The 23722-nt window shown below is 59.1% G+C and carries 14 protein-coding genes; 9 read left to right on the forward strand and 5 right to left on the reverse strand.

Features of this window, described 5'->3' with window-relative positions:
• The first annotated feature begins 238 nt into the window (after positions 1-238).
• The gene (gene guaB / locus DU29_RS0126305) at positions 239-1708 is read left to right on the forward strand and encodes an IMP dehydrogenase (RefSeq protein WP_028624385.1); all 1470 of its coding nucleotides are present in this window, start codon (positions 239-241) and stop codon (positions 1706-1708) included.
• 98 nt (positions 1709-1806) lie between these two features.
• Positions 1807-3384, forward strand: a complete 1578-nt coding sequence (gene guaA / locus DU29_RS0126310; protein ID WP_028624386.1) for a glutamine-hydrolyzing GMP synthase — start codon at positions 1807-1809, stop codon at positions 3382-3384.
• A gap of 81 nt (positions 3385-3465) precedes the next feature.
• Here guaA and DU29_RS0126315 read toward each other — a convergent pair whose 3' ends face one another.
• From DU29_RS0126315 to treR, 3 genes are all read right to left on the reverse strand, one after another.
• A complete protein-coding gene (locus DU29_RS0126315) occupies positions 3466-6543 on the reverse strand; it encodes a membrane-targeted effector domain-containing toxin (protein WP_028624387.1) in 3078 nt (1025 codons plus the stop codon).
• Between the two features lie 167 nt (positions 6544-6710).
• Positions 6711-11030: a membrane-targeted effector domain-containing toxin gene (locus DU29_RS01000000130510; RefSeq protein ID WP_050483188.1), complete on the reverse strand. Its 4320-nt coding sequence runs from the start codon at positions 11028-11030 to the stop codon at positions 6711-6713.
• A gap of 155 nt (positions 11031-11185) precedes the next feature.
• Positions 11186-11890 carry a trehalose operon repressor gene (gene treR, locus DU29_RS0126325; protein ID WP_028624388.1) on the reverse strand — a complete coding sequence of 235 codons (705 nt, stop codon included), beginning with the start codon at positions 11888-11890 and terminating at the stop codon, positions 11186-11188.
• 236 nt (positions 11891-12126) lie between these two features.
• Here treR and treP point away from each other — a divergent pair, with 236 nt between their 5' ends.
• The 7 genes from treP (at position 12127) to tadA (ending at position 21650) form a co-directional block, all read left to right on the forward strand.
• A complete protein-coding gene (treP, locus tag DU29_RS0126330; protein WP_028624389.1) occupies positions 12127-13569 on the forward strand; it encodes a PTS system trehalose-specific EIIBC component in 1443 nt (480 codons plus the stop codon).
• Between the two features lie 52 nt (positions 13570-13621).
• Positions 13622-15268: an alpha,alpha-phosphotrehalase gene (gene treC, locus DU29_RS0126335; RefSeq protein ID WP_028624390.1), complete on the forward strand. Its 1647-nt coding sequence runs from the start codon at positions 13622-13624 to the stop codon at positions 15266-15268.
• 105 nt (positions 15269-15373) lie between these two features.
• Entirely contained in the window at positions 15374-16597 is a 1224-nt protein-coding gene (locus DU29_RS0126340; RefSeq protein ID WP_028624391.1) for a maltoporin, read from the forward strand.
• A gap of 65 nt (positions 16598-16662) precedes the next feature.
• On the forward strand, positions 16663-19194 hold the full coding sequence (gene ptsP / locus DU29_RS0126345; RefSeq protein WP_028624392.1) for a phosphoenolpyruvate--protein phosphotransferase: 2532 nt from the start codon (positions 16663-16665) through the stop codon (positions 19192-19194).
• Between the two features lie 2 nt (positions 19195-19196).
• Positions 19197-19487 (forward strand): PTS transporter subunit EIIB, encoded by a 291-nt coding sequence (locus tag DU29_RS0126350; RefSeq protein WP_028624393.1) that lies wholly within the window; start codon positions 19197-19199, stop codon positions 19485-19487.
• Between the two features lie 289 nt (positions 19488-19776).
• Positions 19777-21153 carry a multicopper oxidase family protein gene (locus DU29_RS0126355; protein ID WP_028624394.1) on the forward strand — a complete coding sequence of 459 codons (1377 nt, stop codon included), beginning with the start codon at positions 19777-19779 and terminating at the stop codon, positions 21151-21153.
• A complete protein-coding gene (gene tadA, locus DU29_RS0126360) occupies positions 21153-21650 on the forward strand; it encodes a tRNA adenosine(34) deaminase TadA (protein ID WP_028624395.1) in 498 nt (165 codons plus the stop codon). The genes DU29_RS0126355 and tadA overlap by 1 nt, the downstream gene beginning before the upstream one ends.
• Positions 21651-21783: 133 nt before the next feature.
• Here tadA and cmoB read toward each other — a convergent pair whose 3' ends face one another.
• Together cmoB and cmoA are read right to left on the reverse strand one after the other, a co-directional pair.
• Positions 21784-22740 carry a tRNA 5-methoxyuridine(34)/uridine 5-oxyacetic acid(34) synthase CmoB gene (gene cmoB, locus DU29_RS0126365; RefSeq protein WP_028624396.1) on the reverse strand — a complete coding sequence of 319 codons (957 nt, stop codon included), beginning with the start codon at positions 22738-22740 and terminating at the stop codon, positions 21784-21786.
• On the reverse strand, positions 22737-23480 hold the full coding sequence (cmoA, locus tag DU29_RS0126370; protein WP_028624397.1) for a carboxy-S-adenosyl-L-methionine synthase CmoA: 744 nt from the start codon (positions 23478-23480) through the stop codon (positions 22737-22739). The genes cmoB and cmoA overlap by 4 nt, the downstream gene beginning before the upstream one ends.
• Positions 23481-23722 lie beyond the last annotated feature (242 nt).

Consider the following 23722-nt stretch of genomic DNA (forward strand, 5'->3'; position numbering starts at 1 on the left):
CCCCCTGTGGCGAGGGAGCTTGCTCCCGCCGGGCTGCGAAGCGGCCCCGGCCTTTTGGCGGTCGCTACGCAACCGAGCGGGAGCAAGCTCCCTCGCCACGTGTTCTGCGTTCGAATGGGGTGCGGTAGTTTTAGCCCCTCAATCAGTCCGGCAATAATAGACAGAGTTTTACATTGAACCCGAGGGGGTGTCTGACTATAATGGCGCGCTTCCAATTTCCCGCTCGGGAGCCCCCGCGATGCTGCGTATCAGCCAAGAAGCTCTGACATTCGACGACATTCTCCTAGTGCCCGGTTATTCCGAGGTGCTTCCTAACGAAGTCAGTCTCAAGACCCGCCTAACCCGTGGCATCGAGCTGAATATTCCTCTGGTTTCTGCCGCAATGGACACCGTCACTGAAGCCCGTCTGGCAATCGCCATGGCTCAGGAAGGTGGCATCGGCATCATCCACAAGAACATGACCATCGAGCAGCAAGCTGCCGAAGTGCGCAAGGTCAAGCGTTACGAAGCCGGCGTGGTCAAGGACCCGATCACCATCGAGGCAGATGCCACGGTGCGTGAACTGTTCGAACTGACCCGCCAGCACAACATCTCCGGCGTGCCGGTATTGCACGATGGCGACCTGGTCGGCATCGTCACCTCCCGCGACGTACGTTTCGAAAACCGTCTGGAAGCCACTGTCCGTGAGGTGATGACGCCTAAAGAGCGTCTGGTCACGGTCAAGGAGGGCGCCGACAAGAACGACGTCCGCGAGCTGTTGCACAAGAACCGCATCGAACGCGTCCTGATCGTCGACGACAAATTCGCCCTCAAAGGCATGATGACCGTCAACGACATCGAAAAAGCCAAGGCCTACCCGCTGGCCAGCAAGGACGATCAAGGTCGTCTGCGCGTCGGCGCTGCAGTCGGTACCGGTAAAGACACCGGCGACCGCGTTGCAGCACTGGTCAATGCCGGTGTTGACGTAGTAGTGGTCGACACCGCGCACGGTCACTCCAAAGGCGTGATCGACCGCGTTCGCTGGGTCAAACAGAATTTCCCTGACGTACAAGTCATCGGCGGCAACATCGCCACCGGCGCTGCGGCCAAGGCCTTGGCCGAAGCGGGCGCTGACGCCGTCAAGGTCGGTATCGGCCCTGGCTCGATCTGCACCACCCGCATCGTCGCCGGTGTCGGCGTTCCGCAAATCAGTGCTATCGCCAATGTCGCCGCGGCCCTTGAAGGCACTGGCGTTCCGTTGATCGCCGATGGCGGCATCCGTTTCTCCGGTGACCTGTCCAAGGCCATCGTGGCCGGTGCTTCCTGCGTGATGATGGGCTCGATGTTTGCCGGTACTGAAGAAGCGCCAGGCGAAATCGAACTGTTCCAGGGTCGTTCGTACAAGGCTTATCGTGGCATGGGTTCGCTGGGCGCCATGTCCCAGGCTCAAGGTTCTTCCGACCGTTACTTCCAGGACTCCTCGGCCGGCGCCGAGAAATTGGTTCCGGAAGGCATCGAAGGCCGTGTTCCTTACAAGGGCACCCTGAGCGCCATCATCCATCAGCTGATGGGCGGCCTGCGTTCCTCGATGGGCTACACCGGCAGCGCCGACATCGAAGAAATGCGCACCAAGCCCGAGTTCGTGCGGATCACCGGTGCCGGCATGGCCGAATCCCACGTTCACGACGTGCAGATCACCAAAGAAGCGCCAAACTACCGCGTAGGTTGAGCCTTCAAGCAAATCGTTAAGCAACCGGGGCTGTGTTATTCAGCCCCGAGTTGTTTCTGAATCACGACTGTTTCTGAATTTCTAGACGAGACTGAATCATGGCCCTCGACATTCACGCCCACCGCATCCTGATCCTCGATTTCGGTTCCCAGTACACCCAGCTGATTGCCCGCCGCGTGCGCGAAATCGGCGTGTATTGCGAGCTGCATCCGTTCGACATGGACGACGAAGCGATCCGCGAATTCGCACCGAAAGGCGTCATCCTCGCCGGTGGTCCCGAGTCCGTGCACGAAGCCAACAGCCCTCGCTGCCCGCAAGCGGTGTTTGACCTCGGCGTACCGGTCTTCGGTATCTGCTACGGCATGCAGACCATGGCTGAACAGCTGGGTGGCAAGGTTGAAGGTTCCGAGCTGCGTGAATTCGGTTACGCCCGTGTCGATGTAGTGGGCAAGAGCCGCCTGCTGGACGGCATCGAGGACCACATCGACGCTGACGGCCTGTTCGGTCTCGACGTGTGGATGAGCCACGGCGACAAAGTCACTCGCATGCCGCAAGACTTCCACATCCTCGCCAGCACCCCGAGCTGCCCGATCGCCGGCATGTTCAGCGATGAGCGCCGCTACTACGGCGTGCAATTCCACCCGGAAGTGACCCACACCAAGCAGGGCGGCCGCATCCTGTCGCGTTTCATCCTCGACATCTGCGAGTGCGAAGCGCTGTGGACCCCGTCGAAAATCGCTGAAGACGCCATCGCCAACGTGCGCGCTCAGGTCGGTACCGACAACGTTCTGCTCGGCTTGTCCGGCGGCGTCGATTCCTCGGTGGTTGCCGCGCTGCTGCACAAAGCCATCGGCGACCAGTTGACCTGCGTCTTCGTCGACAACGGCCTGCTGCGTCTGCACGAAGGCGAGCAAGTGATGGCCATGTTCGCCGAGAACATGGGCGTCAAAGTGATCCGCGCGAATGCCGAAGACCAGTTCCTCGACAACCTGGCCGGCGAGTCCGACCCGGAGAAGAAGCGCAAGATCATCGGCCGTACCTTCATCGACGTATTCGATGCCCAGTCGAACAAACTGGACAACATCAAGTACCTCGCGCAAGGCACCATCTACCCGGACGTGATCGAGTCGGCTGGCGCGAAAAGCGGCAAGGCCCACGTGATCAAGTCGCACCACAATGTGGGCGGCCTGCCGGAAGAAATGAACCTCAAGCTGGTTGAACCACTGCGCGAGCTGTTCAAGGACGAAGTCCGTCGTCTGGGCCTGGAACTCGGCCTGCCGTACGACATGGTCTACCGTCACCCGTTCCCGGGCCCGGGCCTGGGTGTGCGGATCCTGGGTGAAGTGAAAAAGGAATACGCCGACCTGCTGCGTCGCGCCGACCACATCTTCATCGAAGAACTGCGCAAGGCTGACTGGTACCACAAAGTCAGCCAGGCCTTCGTGGTGTTCCAGCCGGTGAAATCGGTTGGCGTGGTAGGCGATGGTCGTCGTTACGCCTGGGTCGTGGCCCTGCGTGCCGTGGAAACCATCGACTTCATGACCGCACGCTGGGCACACCTGCCTTACGAATTGCTGGAAACTGTTTCCGGCCGCATCATCAATGAAATCGAAGGTATCTCGCGCGTTACTTATGACGTGTCGAGCAAGCCGCCTGCGACGATTGAGTGGGAATGACCCCGCACGCAGATTGATGACTGATTGAAATAACCCTGGCCCTGGCCAGGGTTTTTTTTCGTCCTCAGTATCCTGTTCACCTCAGCTCGGTAAGCGACTTTGTAAAGTCATACCTCGCCGTTCAAGCGCATGGGACAACATGTCCAGCGACGAGAACCGAACCTGATTGACATCGGTCCAGGACGGACGGTTGATCGAGTATCCGCCATCGGCCGAGTGTTCAACCCAAGTGCGGACGATCCCTCCGTGTTGACTACGATGGTGCAAAATAAATACATCGTCTGATTTCTCGAACAGGTACATGCCCGGGCGCGTCAGCAGTTTTTCGATTTCTAATTCGGTGCGAACCAGCAGTGGTGCTTCCATCTGAAGCAACAGATCGGCTTGCAGGGTATCGAAAGTGCCTCGCATCGGACTGGTCGCAGAGGGAACGGTAGTCACTTCCAAGCCGGGGTCTATTGCAATACGTTGCCCTTGGCCCGGGTTGACCTCTTCAATCCGTACGCCAATACCACCTTCCAGTTCGCTGATGCCGGCAAGGCCTCTGAATGTATTAGTGTTTTCAGCTCCGGTCAGCACAACCCACTTTCCATCTCCGTTGACCAGTCTGTCTGCGGCGAAAATTTCATTGGTCAAATGGTTCGCGGCCATTTGCTCCAGGTAGCCCGCTTCTGCCAGACCGGGATATTTAGAGACGGCCGCGCAGTTGGTCGCCTGAACGCGAATGCCGTGCTGCCTGGCCTCTATGACAATTTGCAGTTCATTGAATTGCCCTGAAGGATCGGTGCCGAGTGACGTCAGGTATTCCCCTAGATCGCCAGGCATAACGCCAGTCTCAAAAAACGAGTTCAGATCGGACTGAATGAAATCATTGACCAGACGGCGCATGTAAATAGTCTTCACTCCCTGCCTGGCCAGCGTCGGCAGGTTCTCGATCATGAACCGCATACTGCTGACTCGATCAAGACTTTCACCGACGACCAGCCCCGGAGCGCTCTCGAAAATCTGCTCGATAAGGCGAGACGTCGTGGTGAGTGGAGTTACTTGCGGGATGACTGGACGTGGCGGCAAGTTGGCCCAGACGAGATTCTTGTAAAAGAGTGCGGAGCCGCGCAGAAGCCTTTGTCGTACCAGGGCATAGTCCAAGCGGTAATGATCGACCGATATCAGCCGATTACTGATCGGGTCTACCCGAACCTCCACATGGGTTTGTCGCAGTCCCAGTGCCCATCTTTTCTGCGCCCATCTGGAACGAGCTGTATACGACGTAACCACAACGCGAACGTTGCGCGGGGTAGGTTCCACCTGCTCGACCTCTGCCGCTTCGCTTGCGTCGAGGTCCGCTTCCGGAATGCATGCCTTGCCTATGCACTGACCACCTGCCTTCAGCCCCAACCGAGGCATCCGTTCCCAGTCGCCTTCGGCATTCAGTCGCACCGGCAGTGAGTGTATGAATTGATTCGGTCTTGCCGGATCGACGATTGCCCAGTGTCCGCCTCCCTCAGCATCGGGGAAATAGTGAACGTTGTACGCGGTGTCGTTCATCATGATCGCGTAGGGGGGATCCGAGTCCAGCCTGTAGATACCCTGAAACTTTCCGGGCTCGTCGATCGGTGAATATCCGTCCAGCAGTTCATTAATCTGGTAGTGCCGCGCAACTTCCTCAGTTTGCGCAGTTTCAGGCGTTGTAGCGGGTAACCCTTCAATAATGGGCAGCCCTTCTTCCGGCTCTTCAGCTGTCATCAACTCCGCCGGTTGTTCTGGCGCTTCGGGTGTTTCCGGCAATTCGTTGGGTCCCAGCAAGTCAGCCATTTCAGCGGCTTCGACGGCATCGACGGATTCGCCGACTTCTGCCAATGAGCCAGTACCTTTCAAGAACGGAATATTAAACACGGCATCAATGCCGTTGAGCACCGCCCCGATAACGCCATTTTTACGCTCGGAGGCAGTCCTGCCATTCACGGCCTGATCAATGTTCAAGCCCATGTTGATCAGGCTGGCACCGATCACAGGCAACGCCACTGGCCAGCCGATCGCCGCCATCGGCCCGAATACCTTCAAACCTGCGCTCAAGTATCCGACCCACAATTTTTTTCGTAGATCGCCATTCGAGGTCAGGGACAAGTCAGCTTCCGCGAACATCGCGGTCTGGGTGGAATCGCGCAACCAGGTGAAAGCGTCGCCCGTGATGCTCTGGTCTTTTTGATTGATCAGGTGATGATCAGAGTGACCCCAGGTACTCACCAGACGATCCATCAGGTCGGAGATGTTTTCGCCGATGGCGTGGCGATCTGCCAGACGGAAATGATTCATGAAGGCTTGGCGCGGCGCTTCATCGTTCATGTGTTGCAAGGCCCACCAGTGCATATCCGCTGGTGTTTCGAGCACTTGAAACGGTTCGGCTTCACCCGGCGAATAAATGATCTGTCGACCCTTGGGGTCAACGATCCGCAGAATATTGGCCGAGACATAGCCAGCGATGTCCAGCGTGCAAATTCGCACCGCAGGATCAGCCGGGGTTTCTGCTTCAAGTTTCTGAAGGTTCACTGGCCAGGTCATCTCGCCAGTGACGGCATTGACGACAGTCTGGAAATCGTCTGTGGTCAACCGCCCGCTTTCGCAGGCGTCGATGGCTTTGCCGAGAAAATTGCACTTGGCCAACGTGCGAAAATCATCGGAAGAATCCTTCCAGAATGTTTGTAGCTTGGTGCGGTAAAGGTCGCTGAAGTTGATACTCCAGAAGTCCTTCAATACTTCATTGCCATGCAGGCGCACTTCATTGCTCTCGTTGAAATCGTCTGCCTGCGGTCCTGCGGTGTAGAACCCAGCGTAGAGGTCGAGGAGATCTGCGTTGTCCTGATCGGTAGCACGGAAGCGATGAATCACCAGTTGTGTCAGGGTCATGGACTCATAAGGTTTTTCGCGAAAGTGTTCCCAACCGGTGAAGGTCTTCGGGTTGCTTTGGGCGAGCCTGAACCGATGAAAATAAACCTGATCCGGGTCCAGGCCGGTGACCCCGTATTTTGTAAGGAGGCCGCTGGCCACTTCGTGGGCGGTGTCTTGCAGACTTGGGCAGGCCGTCACGATTCGGGCGGCGATTGCCTTCAACGTGGCTTTGTCGCTGGCATTGGGCATTGGTGCGGCGGTGATCGAGCTCATGTGTTCTCTATCCTTGAGAAATGGGCGCTCAAGATCGCCCGTTCGCTCAAGGAGTGTGCACTACATAGTTATGCCCAAAAACTGTTCTGAATCGGGTAGCCGATGGCCTGACAGGCTTTACAAAGCGCCGCGTGAAACCAGGTTTCTCGCGGCTTTTTTGTGGGTGCTTACAGCGGGCCCGTCCAGCCGGCCAGGGTCAAGCCGCTTTGGTCCAGCGCCTTGAGCAGGGCTTCGATGCTGGTGAAGCGCTTCTCATGCAGCGTGGGCCATGTCGGACGTTCGATGAAGAAACGCCCGGATTCGGCGTGAATGGTCGTGCTCACAATGAGATTGTCGCGACCGCGATGCATCAGTCGCGTGCCGCGCGGGTCGCGCTGGAGGGTGTACATGCCGGGACGGCTCAGCAATTTATCGATGTTCGGTGTTGTCTGAGCTGACCAAGGTGTTTCCATTTGCAGGCGCAGATCACTTTTAACCATCGCGGTCGGACTGTCATTGTCCTCGACATAGGTTCTGCCAGGGTCCGGTTCGATCCCTGCGGATTTGCCCTGAGTCACATCTTCGAAGCGCAGGCCAAGGCCCTGCTCCAGCTCACTGACACCCGCCACACCGTCAAAGGTGTTGGCGTGTGAATTACCCACCAGCGCCACCCATTTGTGTGGGCCACTTGCAGACTGGTCGGCCTCGATGACCGTGTGGGCGAAGAAATTCATGATTTTCTGCCGGGATGTTTTCTGCAGGCCGCGCATGCCTTCGAGCCGGTAACTGGCCATGCAGTCGATGGCTTGAATGCGCACGCCTTGCCTGTTGGCTTCCTTGACCAGATTGAGGAAGGTGTAGCGGCCCAGCGGGTCGGTCATATGGCCCTGATCGAGGCTTTCAAGGTACAGCTCAAGATCGCGAGGCATCACTGAAGTTCTGGCGAAGTTGTCCAGCGCCGGTTGATGGAAGTCGGTGAACAGGTGCTCCATGTACAGGGTTTTCGCGCCTTTGCGAGCCAGTGTCGGCATCTGCTCGATCAGCCATTGTTTGCTACCGATATCCGCATGACTTTCGCCGATCACCAAGCCATTGAATTGCTCCAGCGATTGCTCGATGAACGCCTCGGTGGTCGTAGTCGGGGCGATGGGCGAGAGGGGCGGGCGCGGCGCAAGCTGCAGCTCGGCGTAAAAGCGCGTGGTGTCTGCATGCAGTTGTTGGCGCAGGGCCTTGAATGTGTCGAGAGGCGTGTTGCCTTCAAGCGTCACGACGTTGTCCCACAGAGAACGGTCGCCTGGGCTGGATGCCCTGGCGCTAAGTTCGTTGCGAAGCTGCGATGGAATGTCGTAAGGCGAAGTAATTCGTGGCACGTCCGGAATCAACGGCGCAGGCACGGCATTGGTGTCGGGCACTGGCGCCACGGGTTCAACGGCCGTTTCACCCGGCTTGGCCGAAGGATCAATACGCACGCGCCTGAGGCTCAGGCCTTCATCCTCAAGTGCGGTGGCCAACTCATGAGCGCTGGCAAAATGACGGCCGCTGACCGTGGTCCAGCGTGGACGAACGATGAACAGGCCGCCGGCATCCTGCTGGATGTTGGTAGTGACTAGCGTCCCGTCACCGCTGCGGTGGATCAGCGTGGAGGGCTCCTGAAACAGAAACATGCCTCTTCTCGGTAAAGCCTCGTCGACGGTGCGAGCGGTGGCGGTCGCAGGCGAAGCTGTCACTTGCAGGCGCAGATCGCTTTTGATCAGGTCTACGGGGCGGCCGAACAGGTCCAGCACTTTTTTGCCGGGATCGGCCGACAGCCCGCTGGCTTTTCCCAAGGGAATTTCCTCGACGCGCAACGCCACGGCGCCCTGCCTCTCACTGATGCCGGCAACGCTATCCAGAGTACTGGCGCGTCCCTCATCCACCAGCGCTACCCAGCGATGAGTACCCCGCGCAGCCTGATCGGCGCGGATCGTCTTGTCGGAAAAATAGTTGAGCATCTTCTGGCTGCTGACCTCGGACGTTTGCTCCATGTGCGGGAAGCTGCGGCTGGCCATGCAGTCGATGGCTTGCACGCGCACATGGTTTTTCTGCGCGGTCTGCACCAGTTCGGTGTAGCTGTGGGGGCCGCTCGGGTCGGTTCCGAGCCGGGTGTCCAGGCTCTTGAGATAATCTTCCAGCGCTGGCGGCATCGTGCCGGTGGTGTGAAAGGTGTCGAGGTCCACCTGATGAAAATCAGTCAGCAGACGATCCAGATACAGGGTTCGGACTTTCTGTTTGTTTAGCACCTTGAGGTTATCGATCAGCAATTGTCGGGCGGCGATGGAGGCACTGTCCTGCCCGATCACCAGCCCCGGCGTCTCCTTGAGCAGCCGCTTGCTCGCCTCGGCGAACGGGGTGGCCGGTTTGAAGACCGGCACCGCCGGGCGCGGTGGCGTGGCGGACTCTGTGGGGGCCCTGATTGCGTCGTCGTACAGGCTGCGACGCAGTGTCTTGAAATCCTGATAAAGGCTGTCGCTGGTGGTGACGCTGTCCAGCGGGAAATCTTTGATCCTTGATTCGGCGACTGAGCGCAGTGCCTCCCTTGACGATTGCGCCACGTCATAAGGCATCGGTTGCGCCACCACCTCGGGCAAAGGATCGGCGGTGTGACCCCAGGGCCAATCGCCGAATATTTTCATCCCGCCCCGCAGACCTGGCCGGGCGGTGGGTTGCCATTTCAACGCTTCGTTCAGGCGTACCGGCACATTACGATGAAAGGAGTAAGGATTGGCCGGGTCGACGATCACCCATCCGCGCATCTGTTCAACGTAGCGCACCTGATAAAACCCGTCCGAGCCGGCGCGTCTCATGTAGATGTAAGTCCTGCCCGAGGGGGTCTGAAGGATTTCCTGAAACTGTGCACTGCCGGGTTCAATCCGCGAGTTTTCTTTGATCTCGGTCTTGAACGAGGCGAGAAAATCTTCCGGCGCGGCGGGCAATACCTGATGCGGTGCGATCTCTTCCAGGGTTGGCAACGGTGGGCGGGCAAGGGCGGCTTCGGCGAGTTTTTCTTCCTGCGCGACAAACGCCTCGGCCGCTACCTCGCCCTCGATTTCGGCAATTTCCGGTAGGTGTTCGCCGCCCTTGATGAACGTGGCGTTGAACAGCGTATCGATGGCCGCGAAAATCGCGCCGGTGACGGCTGCCTTGCGCGCCCCCGGCGTTTTGCCATTGACCGCCTGATCGATCTGCAGGCCGACGGTGGCCATGCCCGCGCCGACGACCGCCAGCGCCACCGGCCAACCGACGGCAGCCATCGGGCCAAACATGCGGTTGAACGCATTGAGATAGCCGATCCACAGTTTTTTCCGCAGATCGCCGTTGGAATGCATCATGAATTCCGCATCACCGATCATGCGGGTATGAAGAGCCTGAGCCAAGAAACTGAAGGCATCTCCCTCGATAGACGCGGCGGTGTGTTCGATCAGGGAATGGTCGGCGCTGTCCCAGGTACTCACGAGCAAGTCGAGCGTATGGCTGAGCCCGACGTTCTCGATATGCGGTTCGCGCGTCAGCTCGGCGATAACGCCCACGATCGGAATCAGGGCCAGCAGCCAGCGCTCTTTCGCAGCGTTGCGCCATGAGGTGTCCTCCATGATGTCGTGGTCGGACACCTGGAAATGCGCCATGAAACGTTTGCGGTCCGAGGGCTTTTTGATTTGCGACAGCACCCACCAGTGCAGATCACGTGCTGACTGCAGGGCATGCACGCCCCAGATTTCGCCGGGCACATAGAGAATTTTCCCACCTTTGCTGTCGACGATGCACAGGATGTCAGTGGCCACGAATCCGCCAATCTTAAGCAGCGTCACTTGCGGCGCCTGAGTGACCGGGCATTCGTCTTCGAGCATCTGCAGGGTCACCGGCCAGCTGACATTGCCGGCCACCGCGCGAACCACAGTCCTGAAGTTGTCATCCGACAAGCGACCGCTTTCACGGTCCTCCATGGCCTTGGCCAGGAAAGTGCATTTGGCCAGCGAGCGGAACGTCTTGCCGTGCTTGCTCCAGAAAGCGCTGGTTTTCTTGCGGAAGCGATCAGCGAAATTGATCGCCCAAAATGCCTTCAGCACATCGCTGCTGTGCAGGCGCACTTCGTTGGTTTCGTTATAGGTGCCAGCGTCAGGCCCGGCGGTGTAAAAACCGGCATCGGAGTCGAGCAGGTCGGCATTGTCCTGGTCGTGCACGCTAAAACGCTGGATCACCAACTGCGGCAAGGTCATCGACTCGCGGGGTGATTCTTGCAGATGCTCCCAGCCGGTGAAGGTTTTCGAACTGCTCTGGGCCGCGTGAAACCGATGCCAGTAAACCAGTTCGGGATCCAGATGCTCGAAGCCGTGTGCGGTCAGAATTTCGCGAGCGACCGCGCAGGCCATTTCGTACATGTCGGGGCAGGCCTGAACCAGGGCGGGCACCAATGCCTTGAGTGCCAGTCGGTCGGCAGCATTGGGTAGTTCAGTGTTTTGCGGGGTGTCCACAGTCTCTCTCCTTGATCGTGGTGATGAAAATCCACGGCGATGATTTCAAGGATGAGCAGGATCGGTCTGTCAGACGGTCGGAAGAACAGCTGTGGTATCGGGCGACGGTCCGCATGGGAAAACACCCGCTGGCGGGGAATTTTTCGAACTCGTGCTCAACGCCGCGCGATATCCGAGAAGTAAAACTTGTCCAGCGTATGCCGCGACTCGGTGTATTCGAACTGCCGACCGTCCTGCAGGAAGGTCTGATTGCTGACCACAATCACGTGGCTCTGGCCGTCGAGGTCCAGGTGCTGGTGATCATCTTTGCTGCGCGGCACCGCTTCGATGGTGCGCTGTGCGTAGGCAATTTGCAGTTGCAGTTGCTGCTCGATAAAGGCATAGATCGAGTGTTCGGCAATATCCCGCGTCAGGCCCGGAATCACGTCGCTGACAAAATGGTTGATGTCGAGAATCACGCGTTTACCGTCGATCCGCCGCACCCGTTTGATCCGGGTGATCAAACTGCCTTCCTGCGCCTGAATGTGTTCGAGCAACGGGCCTTCGAGCGGCAGCTGTTCGAACTCGACCACTTCGGTGCTGACGTCATTGCCCAGCCCGGGTTCGGTTTCCTGAAAGCTGACGATGCCCCCCAGCTGAAATTCGATCGGGTTGGTCGATAGCACGAAGGTGCCTTTGCCGTGAATTTTTTGCGCGAAGCCGCGCTCCTGAAGTTGTTCGATGGCCTTGCGCACGGTGCCGCGACTCGCCTGATAGCTGTCCATCAGTTCGGTTTCGGAAGGCAACCGCGCGCCGCGTTCCAGACGTTCGGTCGTGATACTGGCAAGCAGATCGCTGTAGATCTGGTTGTATTTACTCATGGGAATGGCTCTGTGCCGGGATGCTCAAGGTGTCGAACCTTAAGGGCAGGGTAGGCAATTGTCCATGCGGGTTTTGGGTTCCTTCCCTTTTATTAGTAGGAAAAGTCATCGCGTGATTTACGCGTAATAAACAAAATCATACTCGTCTGTACCAGTTGTTGATTTAACTCGTACAGACGAGTACTTTTCACGTCGGCGTGCTGCCAATAACAAAAACCCATAGCGGAAGAACAAGCATGAGCCACGACTACCCGGACATCGTCACCGAACTGCTGCAAAGCCTCGGTGGCAGCGGCAACATCGAGCAGGCCGCGCACTGCGTCACGCGGCTTCGCCTGTCCCTCAAGGACCCGGGCCTGGTCAATAGCGCCACGCTGAACCAGGTCGATCTGGTGAAAGGGTCGTTCTTCACCGGCGGCCTGTATCAAGTGGTGATCGGCCCCGGTGAGGTGGAAAAGGTCTACGCCGAATTGCGCAGACAAACCGGTCTTGCAGCGGCGACCATTGCTGACGTCAAACAGAAGAGTGCCGACAAGATCAATGCGATGCAGCGTCTGGTGCGGGTGTTTTCCGATGTGTTCATGCCGATCCTCCCCGCCCTGATCGTTGCCGGCTTGTTGATGGGCATCAACAATCTGATTGGTGCCAAGGGCATGTTCATTGACGGGCAAACTCTGCTTGAGGCTTACCCGTCGCTCGACGGGCTGTGGAGCCTGATCAACCTGATGGCCAATACTTCGTTCGTGTTTCTGCCGGCGCTGGTGGGCTGGTCGGCCGCCAAGCGCTTCGGCGGCAGTGAAATTCTCGGCATCGTCCTCGGCCTGATGCTGGTTCATCCGGATCTGCTCAACGCCTGGAACTACGGAAAGGCCGTGGCAGGGCTGGAGGGTCAGCAACTGCCGTACTTCGACATTCTGGGGCTGTTCCAGATCGAGAAGGTCGGTTATCAAGGGCAGATCCTTCCGATCCTGCTGGCCGCGTACGTCATGAGCGTCATAGAAAAATGGCTGCGGGCGCGGGTGCCGAACGCGGTCCAGTTGCTGGTGGTGCCGATTACCACCATCGTCGTCACGGGCGTGCTGGCGCTGGCCATCATTGGCCCGGTCACCCGGCATCTGGGCATTCTGATCACCGAAGGCCTGGTCACCCTGTTCGAATTGGCGCCAATGGTCGGTGGTGCGATTTTCGGTCTGTTATACGCACCGCTGGTGATCACCGGCATGCACCACATGTTCCTCGCCGTTGACCTGCAGCTTATTTCCACTCAAGGCGGGACGTTCATCTGGCCGATGATCGTGATGTCCAATCTCGCCCAGGGCAGTGCGGCACTGGCGGTGTTCTACATGGCCCGCAACGCGCGGGATAAAAGCATGGCATCGACGTCGGCGATATCCGCCTATTTCGGCATCACCGAACCGGCGATGTTCGGGGTCAACCTGCGCTACAAATTTCCGTTTTACGCAGCGCTGACCGGGTCTGCGCTGGGTTGCATTTTTCTGTCATTGAACAAGATCCAGGCGTCGGCCATTGGTGTCGGGGGCTTGCCGGGCTTCATTTCGATCATTCCTCAATACATCCCGATGTTCGTCATCGGCATGGTGATTGCCATGGTCGTGCCGTTTGTACTGACCTGCGTGTTGAGCATGAAGATTGTCCGGCCCGGATACAGGGTTGCCTGAGACATCGCACTCACCCGTAGGGGTTGTGCCAAATTGAAGAAGGAATCGCGCCATGCAAGACTGGCAACGCTCGGTGATCTACCAGATCTACCCAAAGAGCTTTCACAGCCACGCCGGTAACCCCACGGGCGATCTGCTCGGCGTCGTCGCCAAACTCGATTACCTGAAGTGGCTCGGTGTCGACTGCCTGTGGCTCACTCCCTTTCTGCGCTCACCGCAGCGCGATAACGGCTATGACATCAGCGACTACTACGCCATCGATCCGAGCTACGGCAGCATGGCCGATTGCGAGTTGCTGATCGCCGAGGCCGACAAGCGCGGGATCAAGCTGATGCTCGATATCGTGGTCAACCACACGTCCATCGAACATAGCTGGTTCCAGCAGGCGCGCAGCAGTCTCGACAACCCTTACCGCGACTTCTATATCTGGCGCGATCAGCCGAACAACTGGGAATCCAAGTTCGGCGGTTCGGCCTGGGAGTACGAAGCACAGACCGGTCAGTACTATCTGCATTTGTTTGATCACACCCAGGCCGACCTGAATTGGGAAAACCCGCAGGTACGCGCCGAAGTGTTCAGGATGATGCGGTTCTGGCGCGACAAAGGCGTCGGCGGTTTTCGTCTGGACGTCATCAACCTGATCTCGAAACCGATGGCTTTTCCGGACGACGAAAGTGATGGCCGGCGCTTCTACACCGACGGCCCTAACGTCCATGAATATCTGCAGCAAATGCACAGCGAAGTCTTCGAAGGCCATGACCTGATCAATGTCGGCGAGATGTCATCGACCAGTCTTGAACATTGCATCCGGTATTCGCGGCCAGAGTCGAAAGAGTTGTCGATGACGTTCAACTTCCATCACCTGAAAGTTGATTACCCGAACCTGCAAAAGTGGGTTCGTGCTGACTTCGACTTTCTGGCCTTGAAGCGGATTTTCTCCGACTGGCAAACCGGTATGCAGGCTGGCGGCGGGTGGAATGCGTTGTTCTGGTGTAATCATGACCAGCCGCGCGTGGTTTCGCGTTTTGGCAATGACGGTGAGTACCGCGCACTCTCGGCGAAGATGCTCGCCACTGCGCTGCATTTCCTTCAGGGCACGCCGTTCGTTTATCAGGGTGAAGAGTTGGGCATGACCAATCCCGGTTTCGATCACATCGATCAATACCGCGATGTCGAGACGCTGAACATCTTTCGACTCAAGCGCAACGCGGGGGCCAGTGACGCCGACAACATGGCGGCGATCATGCAGAAATCCCGCGACAACGGCCGCACGCCGATGCACTGGAATGCCGAGGTGAACGCCGGTTTCAGCGTGGCGGAACCATGGATCGGCGTGCCGGCGAATGTCGCGCAGATCAACGTCGCGGCTCAACTCGATGACCCGGATTCGGTGCTGCATCACTATCGCCAATTGATCGCCTTGCGTCGCACCGAGACCCTGATGTCCGACGGCGTCTACCGGCAAATTTTGCCGGAGCACACGCAGATCTGGGCGTATGTGCGCGAGGGTCATGGAGAACGTTTGCTGGTACTGAATAATTTCTACGGCACACCTTGTGAAGTGCTACTGCCGCCTGACGTGCTCAGCGAAACGATGGCGCAACGGGTTGTCATCAGCAACTACCCGGACTGCCCACCACGTAAACGGCAGATCGTACTAAGGCCATATGAGTCTTTGGTCTTGCACATGACCGACTGATCCACCGCTAAAAAACAACAACTTCAAAAACACGCAGAACGCTGCGCGGGGGATTTTTGCGCGTCGATTTTGCTGCTGCACACAATAAAAATAATGGAGTGGCTCATGAACAGAACAATAAAACTCGGCTTCGCTATTGCTGGCGTGTCCCTCGCGATGCCTTTTTCCGTCGATGCGCTAGAGTTTGGCGGCTACTTGCGCAGCGGTGTCGGGACCTCCCTGAACAGCAGCAACCAGTCGTGTTTTCAACTGCCGGGGGCACAGACGAAATACCGATTGGGCAACGAATGCGAACAATACGGCGAACTCGAACTACGCCAGGATTTATTCACCCTGGATGACGGTTCGACACTCAGCGTCGACGGTATGGCTTCGCTCTATAACCAATACGATCGCAACCTGACGTTCAAGGGCGATACCGGTTCGGTACGTATGCCGCAGTTGTACGCGCAATGGTCAAACATGCCTGCTTTCAATGGCGGATCGTTGTGGGCCGGTCGGCGTTATTACAAGCGCAACGATATCCACATCTCCGACTTTTATTACTGGAATCAGAGCGGCACGGGTGGCGGTATCGAGGACGTACTGATCGGCGATCTGAAATACAGCTACGCCTTCTCACGCAAGGACAACCTGTACCAGAAGGACTACATCAATCGTCACGATTTCAACGTGGGCGGTTTCGATACCAATGCCGGTGGAGAACTGGAGTTCGGCCTGAGCTACATCGACAAGCCTGACCGCCGCGATACACACCGTGGCTGGGCTGTCAGCACTCAGCATGTGCAACAAGGATTTCTGGGTGGCAAGAACAAACTGGCTTTTCAATACGGCGAAGGGCCCGGCACTGGGCTGGGCTATACCGGTAATGTGCGACTGGATGACAGCAATAAGAGCTACCGGATTGTAGAGTTCTTCGATTGGCAGACAACGCCGCGATTCGGCGGACAGGTTCAGGCGGTTTATCAGAAAGATATTCGGGCGGGCGGTCGCGATCAGAACTGGATGTCCCTCGGCGTGCGTCCCACGTATGCGCTGACCGAGCAGTTCAAACTGGTCACCGAACTGGGTCACGATCAGGTCGAGGCCACGGGTGGCACACGCAAGCTGAGCAAGTTCACCGTGGCGCCAACCTGGTCGCCCAAAGGTCCGGAATTCTGGGCGCGGCCCGAGGTACGCTTGTATTACACCTACGCCAGTTGGAACCAGGCAGCGAAACGTGCGGCGAATGAACTGGCGAAAGGGTCAGCGTTGTCCGACACCGGCGCATTCGGCCGCGCCCGCCACGGTGCGAATGTCGGTCTGCAAGTCGAGTACTGGTGGAAATAATGACCAATCAATCAGACGCCCCGAGATCGCAAGTCTCTTCAAAGAACAGAACTCCAGGTGATGTCATGGCCATACCTCAACCCTTGCAACTGCTCGCACCATTGTCCGGCCTGCTCATGCCTCTCGACCAAGTGCCTGACCCGGTGTTCTCCGGTCGCGTGATCGGCGACGGGCTGTGCATCGATCCGACCTCGCAGACGTTGTGCGCCCCCTTGGCTGGCGTGATCAGCAATGCGCCGGCGAGTGGGCACGCCATCAGCATCACTGACGACAATGGCGTGCAGGTTTTGGTGCACGTCGGGCTCGACACGGTAAACCTGGCCGGCAACGGTTTCACGCGTCTGGTCGAGCAAGGTCAGCGGGTGAGGGCGGGCCAGGCGCTGATCGAATTTGACGCCGATTACATCGCCCTGAATGCGCGCAGCCTGCTGACCTTGATGCTGGTGGTCAGCGGCGAAGCGTTCACCTGGCTGACACCGGACGAGGGCCTGGTGGAATGTGGTCAGCCGCTGATCGGTTTGCAACCTGGGGAGCCAGTCACGCAGGTGACACTGCCGGAAGATGAAGGAGAACTGGCCTCGACACCGGTGACATTGCCCAACCCGAACGGTTTGCACGCTCGTCCGGCCGCCGTGTTCGCTCAAGCGGCGAAAGGTTTTTCAGGAAACGTCTACCTGCACAAAGGTCAACACAAGGCTAACGCCAAATCCCTGGTGGCGATCATGGCGCTGCAGACGGCTTTCAACGACATAGTGCACGTCAGCGCGATGGGGCCCGACGCCGATGTGGCCATCAAGACTCTGGTGGACCTGCTCGTTGCAGGGTGTGGTGAAGAGGCGGCCGCAGCACCGGTCGCGGTGGCGACACTCAAGGATTCATCGCCGACAGTTTTGCGCGGTATCTGTGCCTCAGCGGGTTCGGCGTTCGGCCACGTGGTGCAAATTACAGACAGTACGCTTGAGGTCAATGAGTTCGGCACAGACTTGCAGGCCGAGCGGGAGCATCTGTCCCGCGCCCTGATGGCTGCGGATATGGATTTGCAGCAGTTGGCGCAGGCAAAGACCGGAGAAGCTCAGGCCGATATTTTCAAGGCGCATCAGGAGTTGCTACAGGACCCGAGTCTGCTGGATCAGGCGCAGACCCTGATCGGCGAGGGCAAGAGCGCAGCGTTCGCCTGGCGTACGGCAACCGAGACGACGGCTGCATTGTTCATGAATCTCGGCAGCCCGTTGCTGGCCGAGCGCGCCGCCGATCTGTCGGATGTCGGTGAGCGTGTACTCAAGCTGATTCTCGGAGTGCAGGATTACGCACTGGACTTGCCGGACGGGGCGATCCTTATCGCCGAGCAACTGACACCGTCCCGGACGGCCGCACTCGACACAAGCAAAGTGCGAGGGTTCGCCACGGTCGGTGGTGGCGCCACCAGTCACGTCGCGATTCTCGCGCGGGCGGCTGGACTGCCGGCGATCTGCGGCTTGCCGGTGCACGTGCTGACGCTGGCCACCGGTACGCAAGTGTTGCTCGACGCCGACAAGGGCGAGCTGCATCTTGACCCGGAAATTGCGGCCATCGAGCAGCTTCAAGCCCAGCGTCAGCAACAACAGCAACGTCAGCAACAGGCGCTGGCCCATGCCTCGCTGCCGGCGTGTACCCGTGACGGTCATCGTATCGAAGTGACCGCCAACGTTACCTCGCTGAGCGAAACCGAACAGGCCGTCGCGCTGGGTGGTGAGGGCGTGGGTTTGTTGCGTTCGGAGTTTCTGTACCTGGACCGCAATCACGCGCCCAGCCATGCCGAACAAACTGCGACCTACGGCGCGATCGCCCGGGCATTGGGCCCGATGCGCAATCTGGTGGTGCGCACCCTGGACGTCGGCGGTGACAAGCCATTGGCCTACATGCCGATGGAGCGTGAAACCAATCCGTTTCTGGGGATGCGCGGGATTCGCCTGTGTCTTGAGCGCCCGCAGTTACTGCGTGATCAGTTCAGGGCAATCCTCGCCAGCACCCGTTTGGCCCGCTTACACATCATGTTGCCAATGATCACGCAGCTTTCGGAGCTGCGCATGGCTCGCCGGCTGCTGGAAGAGGAGGCCCAGGCGCTCGGCCTCGCGCAATTGCCGCAACTGGGGATCATGATCGAAGTACCCGCAGCCGCGCTGATGGCGGACCTGTTCGCGCCCGAAGTGGACTTCTTCTCGATCGGTACCAACGACCTGACCCAGTACACCTTGGCCATGGATCGCGATCATCCGCGCCTCGCGAGCCAGGCCGACAGTTTCCATCCCTCCGTACTGAGGTTGATCGCCAGTGCGGTAAAGGCTGCCCATGCTCACGGCAAGTGGGTCGGCGTGTGTGGCGCGCTCGCTTCGGAAACCCTGGCGACGCCGTTGTTGCTCGGGCTCGGGGTGGATGAGTTATCGGTGAGCGTGCCGCTGATTCCTGCGGTGAAAGCCGCCGTTCGCGAGGTGAATCTACTTGACTGTAAGGCTATCGCCGAGCAGGTGCTCGGCCTGGAAAGCGCCGAGCAGGTGCGCGAGGCGTTGCGGATTTATCGCGAGGCAACGGTCGATACTTCACCGGTTCTGGAGGGCTGAAAATGTTCGAGATAATGCAGCGGGCGTTCTGGAAGGCGTTGACGCCGGATCTGGTGGTGGATGAGTCGCAGGTGACCGCGCCGCCGATGTCTGGCCTCGCGCCGCAGATTGTGGCGGCGTTGGGGGGTGTAGATAACCTCAAGTCGCAGCAACCTGTGGCGCTGACCAGGGTTCGCGTGGAGTTGCGTGATGTGGCGCGGATGGATCGACAGGCTTTGAGTCTGGCCGGTGTGCCGGCAGTCATGGTGCTGAATGACGGCATTTTGCATCTGATCACCGGCCACGCGCACTGATCATTATGCTGTGAACAGGTCTTGCTGTGGCTAAGAGGCTTGGCGAAACTTTGCAGCGTTGTGTTCGGCTGGGCGGCGGCTTGAAAACGGCTGACGCGGCTCGGCTGGCCGAATGCCGGGGGCGCTTCACGCCCCAACGGGGCAAGCCCCCTCGCCACAGTGGGTATACCAGACCGATACCCTGCGGCCATCCGCCGCCCCACCCTTACTGTTTCTCAACCGCAGGTGTATCGTATTCGCCTTTTACAGGCCCTCGGGCCTGATGCTGATTCGTGAGGTAGTTGAGTTCATGTCCTTTACCCGTCGCCAAATCCTCGGTGGCCTGGCCGGTCTTGTAGTCGTTGGCGTCGGAGCGGGGGGCGCGTCGCGGTACTGGCTGGGCAAGATGGCCGATGCGGACGCCGGTCACGACTATGAACTGATCGCCGCACCGCTGGATGTCGAGCTGGTCGCCGGGCACAAGACTCCGGCATGGGCCTTCGGGCCGTCGGCGCCGGGCACCGAGTTGCGCGTGCGTCAGGGCGAATGGCTGCGGGTGCGGTTCATCAATCACCTGCCGGTCGCCACCACTATTCACTGGCACGGTATCCGCCTGCCGCTGGAAATGGACGGCGTGCCTTACGTCTCGCAGTTGCCGGTATTGCCCGGCGAATACTTTGATTACAAATTCCGCGTGCCGGACGCGGGCAGCTACTGGTATCACCCGCATGTGAACAGTAGTGAAGAACTCGGTCGCGGCTTGGTCGGCCCGTTGATCATCGAAGAGCGCGAGCCCACCGGTTTCAAGTACGAACAAACGCTGAGCCTGAAGAGCTGGCACGTCGATGAAGACGGCGCGTTTGTCGCGTTCAGCATTCCCCGTGAAGCAGCGCGGGGCGGTACGGCGGGGCGGCTGTCGACGATCAACGGTGTCTCGCAGGCGGTAATCGAATTGCCGGCCGGGCAGATCACTCGCGTTCGTTTGCTCAACCTCGACAATACCCTGACCTATCGCCTCAATATTCCCGGCGTCGAAGCGCAGATCTACGCGCTGGACGGCAACCCCGTCGAGCCGCGCCCGCTCGGCAAGGAGTACTGGCTCGGCCCCGGCATGCGCATTTGTCTGGCGATCAAGGCGCCGGCCGCTGGCGAGGAATTGTCCCTGCGTAATGGCCCGGTGCGCCTGGGTACGTTGCGCTCGGTAGCGAACAGCGATGCGCCAGCTCAATGGCCACCGGCGCTGCCGGCCAATCCCGTGGCCGAGCCGGACCTGGCCAATGCCGAGAAGCTCAACTTCAATTTCGAATGGGTAGGCTCGGTGTCGGTGAACGTCGATAACGGTCGGCCGCCGAGTCTGTGGCAGATCAACGGCCAGGCCTGGGATATCACCGACAAGACCTGCGCCGACCGCCCGATCGCTAAACTCGAGAAGGGTAAAAGCTACATTTTCGAATTGAAGAACATGACCCAGTATCAGCACCCGATTCACCTGCATGGCATGAGCTTCAAGGTCATCGCCTCGAACCGGCACAAGGTGATCCCGTATTTCACCGACACCTATTTGCTGGGCAAGAACGAGCGTGCCCAAGTCGCGTTGGTGGCGGATAACCCGGGCGTGTGGATGTTCCATTGCCATGTGATCGACCACATGGAAACCGGCCTGATGGCCGCCATCGAGGTGGCGTGATGCGGCAGATTCGACCCGCAGCGATCATTGACCGCAGCCGTGATCGCGACTTCATGCGCGAAGCGCTGGCGCTGGCGGCACAAGGCGCGGCGCTGGGCGAAGTACCGGTGGGTGCGGTGCTGGTGCAGGATGGCGAGATCATCGGTCGCGGCTTCAATTGCCCGATCAGCGGCCACGACCCGAGTGCCCATGCGGAAATGGTCGCGATTCGCGCCGCTGCGTTGGCCGCCAGCAATTACCGCCTGCCGGGCAGCACCCTCTACGTGACGCTTGAACCGTGCAGCATGTGCGCCGGGCTGATCGTGCATTCACGGATTGCGCGAGTGGTGTATGGCGCGCTGGAGCCCAAGGCCGGGATCGTGCAGAGTCAGGGGCAGTTTTTTGCCCAGGGATTTTTGAATCACCGGGTGTTGTTTGAGGGTGGGGTGTTGGCGGAGGAGTGCGGAACGGTTTTGAGCGATTTCTTCAAGGCCCGGCGCGCCAGACCCGCAGACTAGACCTAAAACCCAATGTGGGAGCGAGCCTGCTCGCGATGCGGTGTGTCAGCCAACATTTTTGTTGGATGTGAAACAGTCATCGCGAGCAGGCTCGCTCCCACAGGGGAATCTCCATTGGTCTGGAACTCGGGGTTTACTTACGCGCCACGATCACCGCACGCATCGGCGCCGGCAAGCCCTCAATCGTCTTGCTGTTATCTTCAGGATCGAGAAAATCACTCAACGACTGAAACTTCATCCATTGCGTCCCGCGCTGTTCCTCGACCGTAGTCACGCTCACGTCGACACAGCGAACATCGGTAAACCCGGCGCGGCGCAGCCATAGCATCAGCGCCGGCACCGACGGCAGAAACCACACGTTACGCATCTGTGCATAACGGTCTTCCGGCACCAGCACCTGCTGTTGATCGCCTTCGATCACCAGGGTTTCCAGCACCAGTTCGCCGCCCTTGACCAGGCAATCCTTCAGCGCCAGCAAATGCTCGATCGGCGAACGACGGTGGTAAAACACGCCCATGGAAAACACCGTGTCGAAGCCTTCGAGTTCCGGCGGCAGGTCTTCGAACGGGAACGGCAAGTGCCAGGCGTTCGGTTCGGACAGGTAACGCTGAACCGCCTGGAACTGGCAGAAAAAAAGCCAGTTCGGATCGACGCCGATCACGCTGTCGGCCCCGGCGCCGAGCATGCGCCACATGTAATAACCGTTGCCGCAGCCGACATCGAGAATGCGTTTGCCCTGCAGATCCAGGTGCGGCGCGACGCGTGACCATTTCCAGTCCGAGCGCCATTCGGTGTCGACGTGCACGCCAAACAGATCGAACGGGCCCTTGCGCCACGGCGACAAGCCCATCAGCGCGCTGCGCATTTGCGCGCGGGTTTCATCGTCGCAATCGGTGTCCAGTGTCAGGCCGTTGAGCAGGTCGACTTCGCTTGGCTGGATCTTCGGCAGCGCGTCCAGCGCGCTTTGCCAGCGCTCCAGATCGCCGTGACCTTTTTCCATTTTTTTGTCGAGCTGCGCTTGCAGAGTGTTAGCCCAATCGGCCAGCGGTGTGCCGGCCAGACGGCGGGCGAGGGGAGACAGATCAATCATGGCAAGGCAATCAACGAGGCAAAGTTAAGACACTGGAACCACGGCACGACTTTCGAGAAACCGGCAGCCAGCAGGCGCTCGCGGTGTTCTTCTAGGCTGTCGGGTTTCATGACATTTTCGATGGCGCTGCGCTTCTGGGCAATTTCCAGTTCGCTGTAGCCGTTGGCGCGTTTGAATGCGACGTGCAGCTCGGTGAGCAGCGCCTGTTCTTCAGGGTCGGTGAAACGCAGTTTTTCCGAGAGAATCAGCGCGCCGCCGGGCAGCAGCGACTGACGGATACGCGCGAGCAACGCGGTGCGCTGATCCGGGGCGATGAATTGCAGGGTGAAATTGAGCGCCACCACCGAGGCTGGCTGGAACTGCAGGGCAAGGATGTCGCCCTCGATCACTTCAACCGGCAGCAACTCCTGGAACATCGAGTCCTGACCGTTGAGGTATTCGCGGCAGCGTTCGACCATCGCCGCCGAGTTATCCACAGCGATCACGCGGCAACCGTCGGTGCGCACGTGACGGCGCAAGGCCTGAGTCACCGCGCCCAAAGATGAACCGAGGTCGTAGAGCACGCTGTTCGGCTGGGCGAATTGCGCGGCGAGCACGCCGAGGTTTTCTACGATGGTCGGGTAACCCGGCACTGAGCGTTTGATCATGTCCGGGAACACCCGCACCACGTCTTCGTTGAAGGCGAAGTCAGGCACCTGGGCCAAAGGCTGGGCGAAAAGGCGATCGGGTTCTTTGCTCACGGCGGTTCCGGCGGCGTTGGTGGAAAAGGCCGGCATTTTAGCCAAGTTGGCGCGGGGATGCGCGGGTTGTCTGATAAACCGATGGTGTCGCCCTCGTGATAACGGCGAAGTGCTGTTGTGGCGAGGGAGCTTGCTCCCGTCCGGCTGCGCAGCAGTCGTAGACCGGCCAATCAGGGATCAGATAGAACTCGTTAGCCTGGTTTTGGGCCTGCTTCGCAGCCCAGCGGGAGCAAGCTCCCTCG

Source organism: Pseudomonas sp. Ant30-3 (genome assembly GCF_000690905.1).
Lineage (GTDB): Bacteria > Pseudomonadota > Gammaproteobacteria > Pseudomonadales > Pseudomonadaceae > Aquipseudomonas.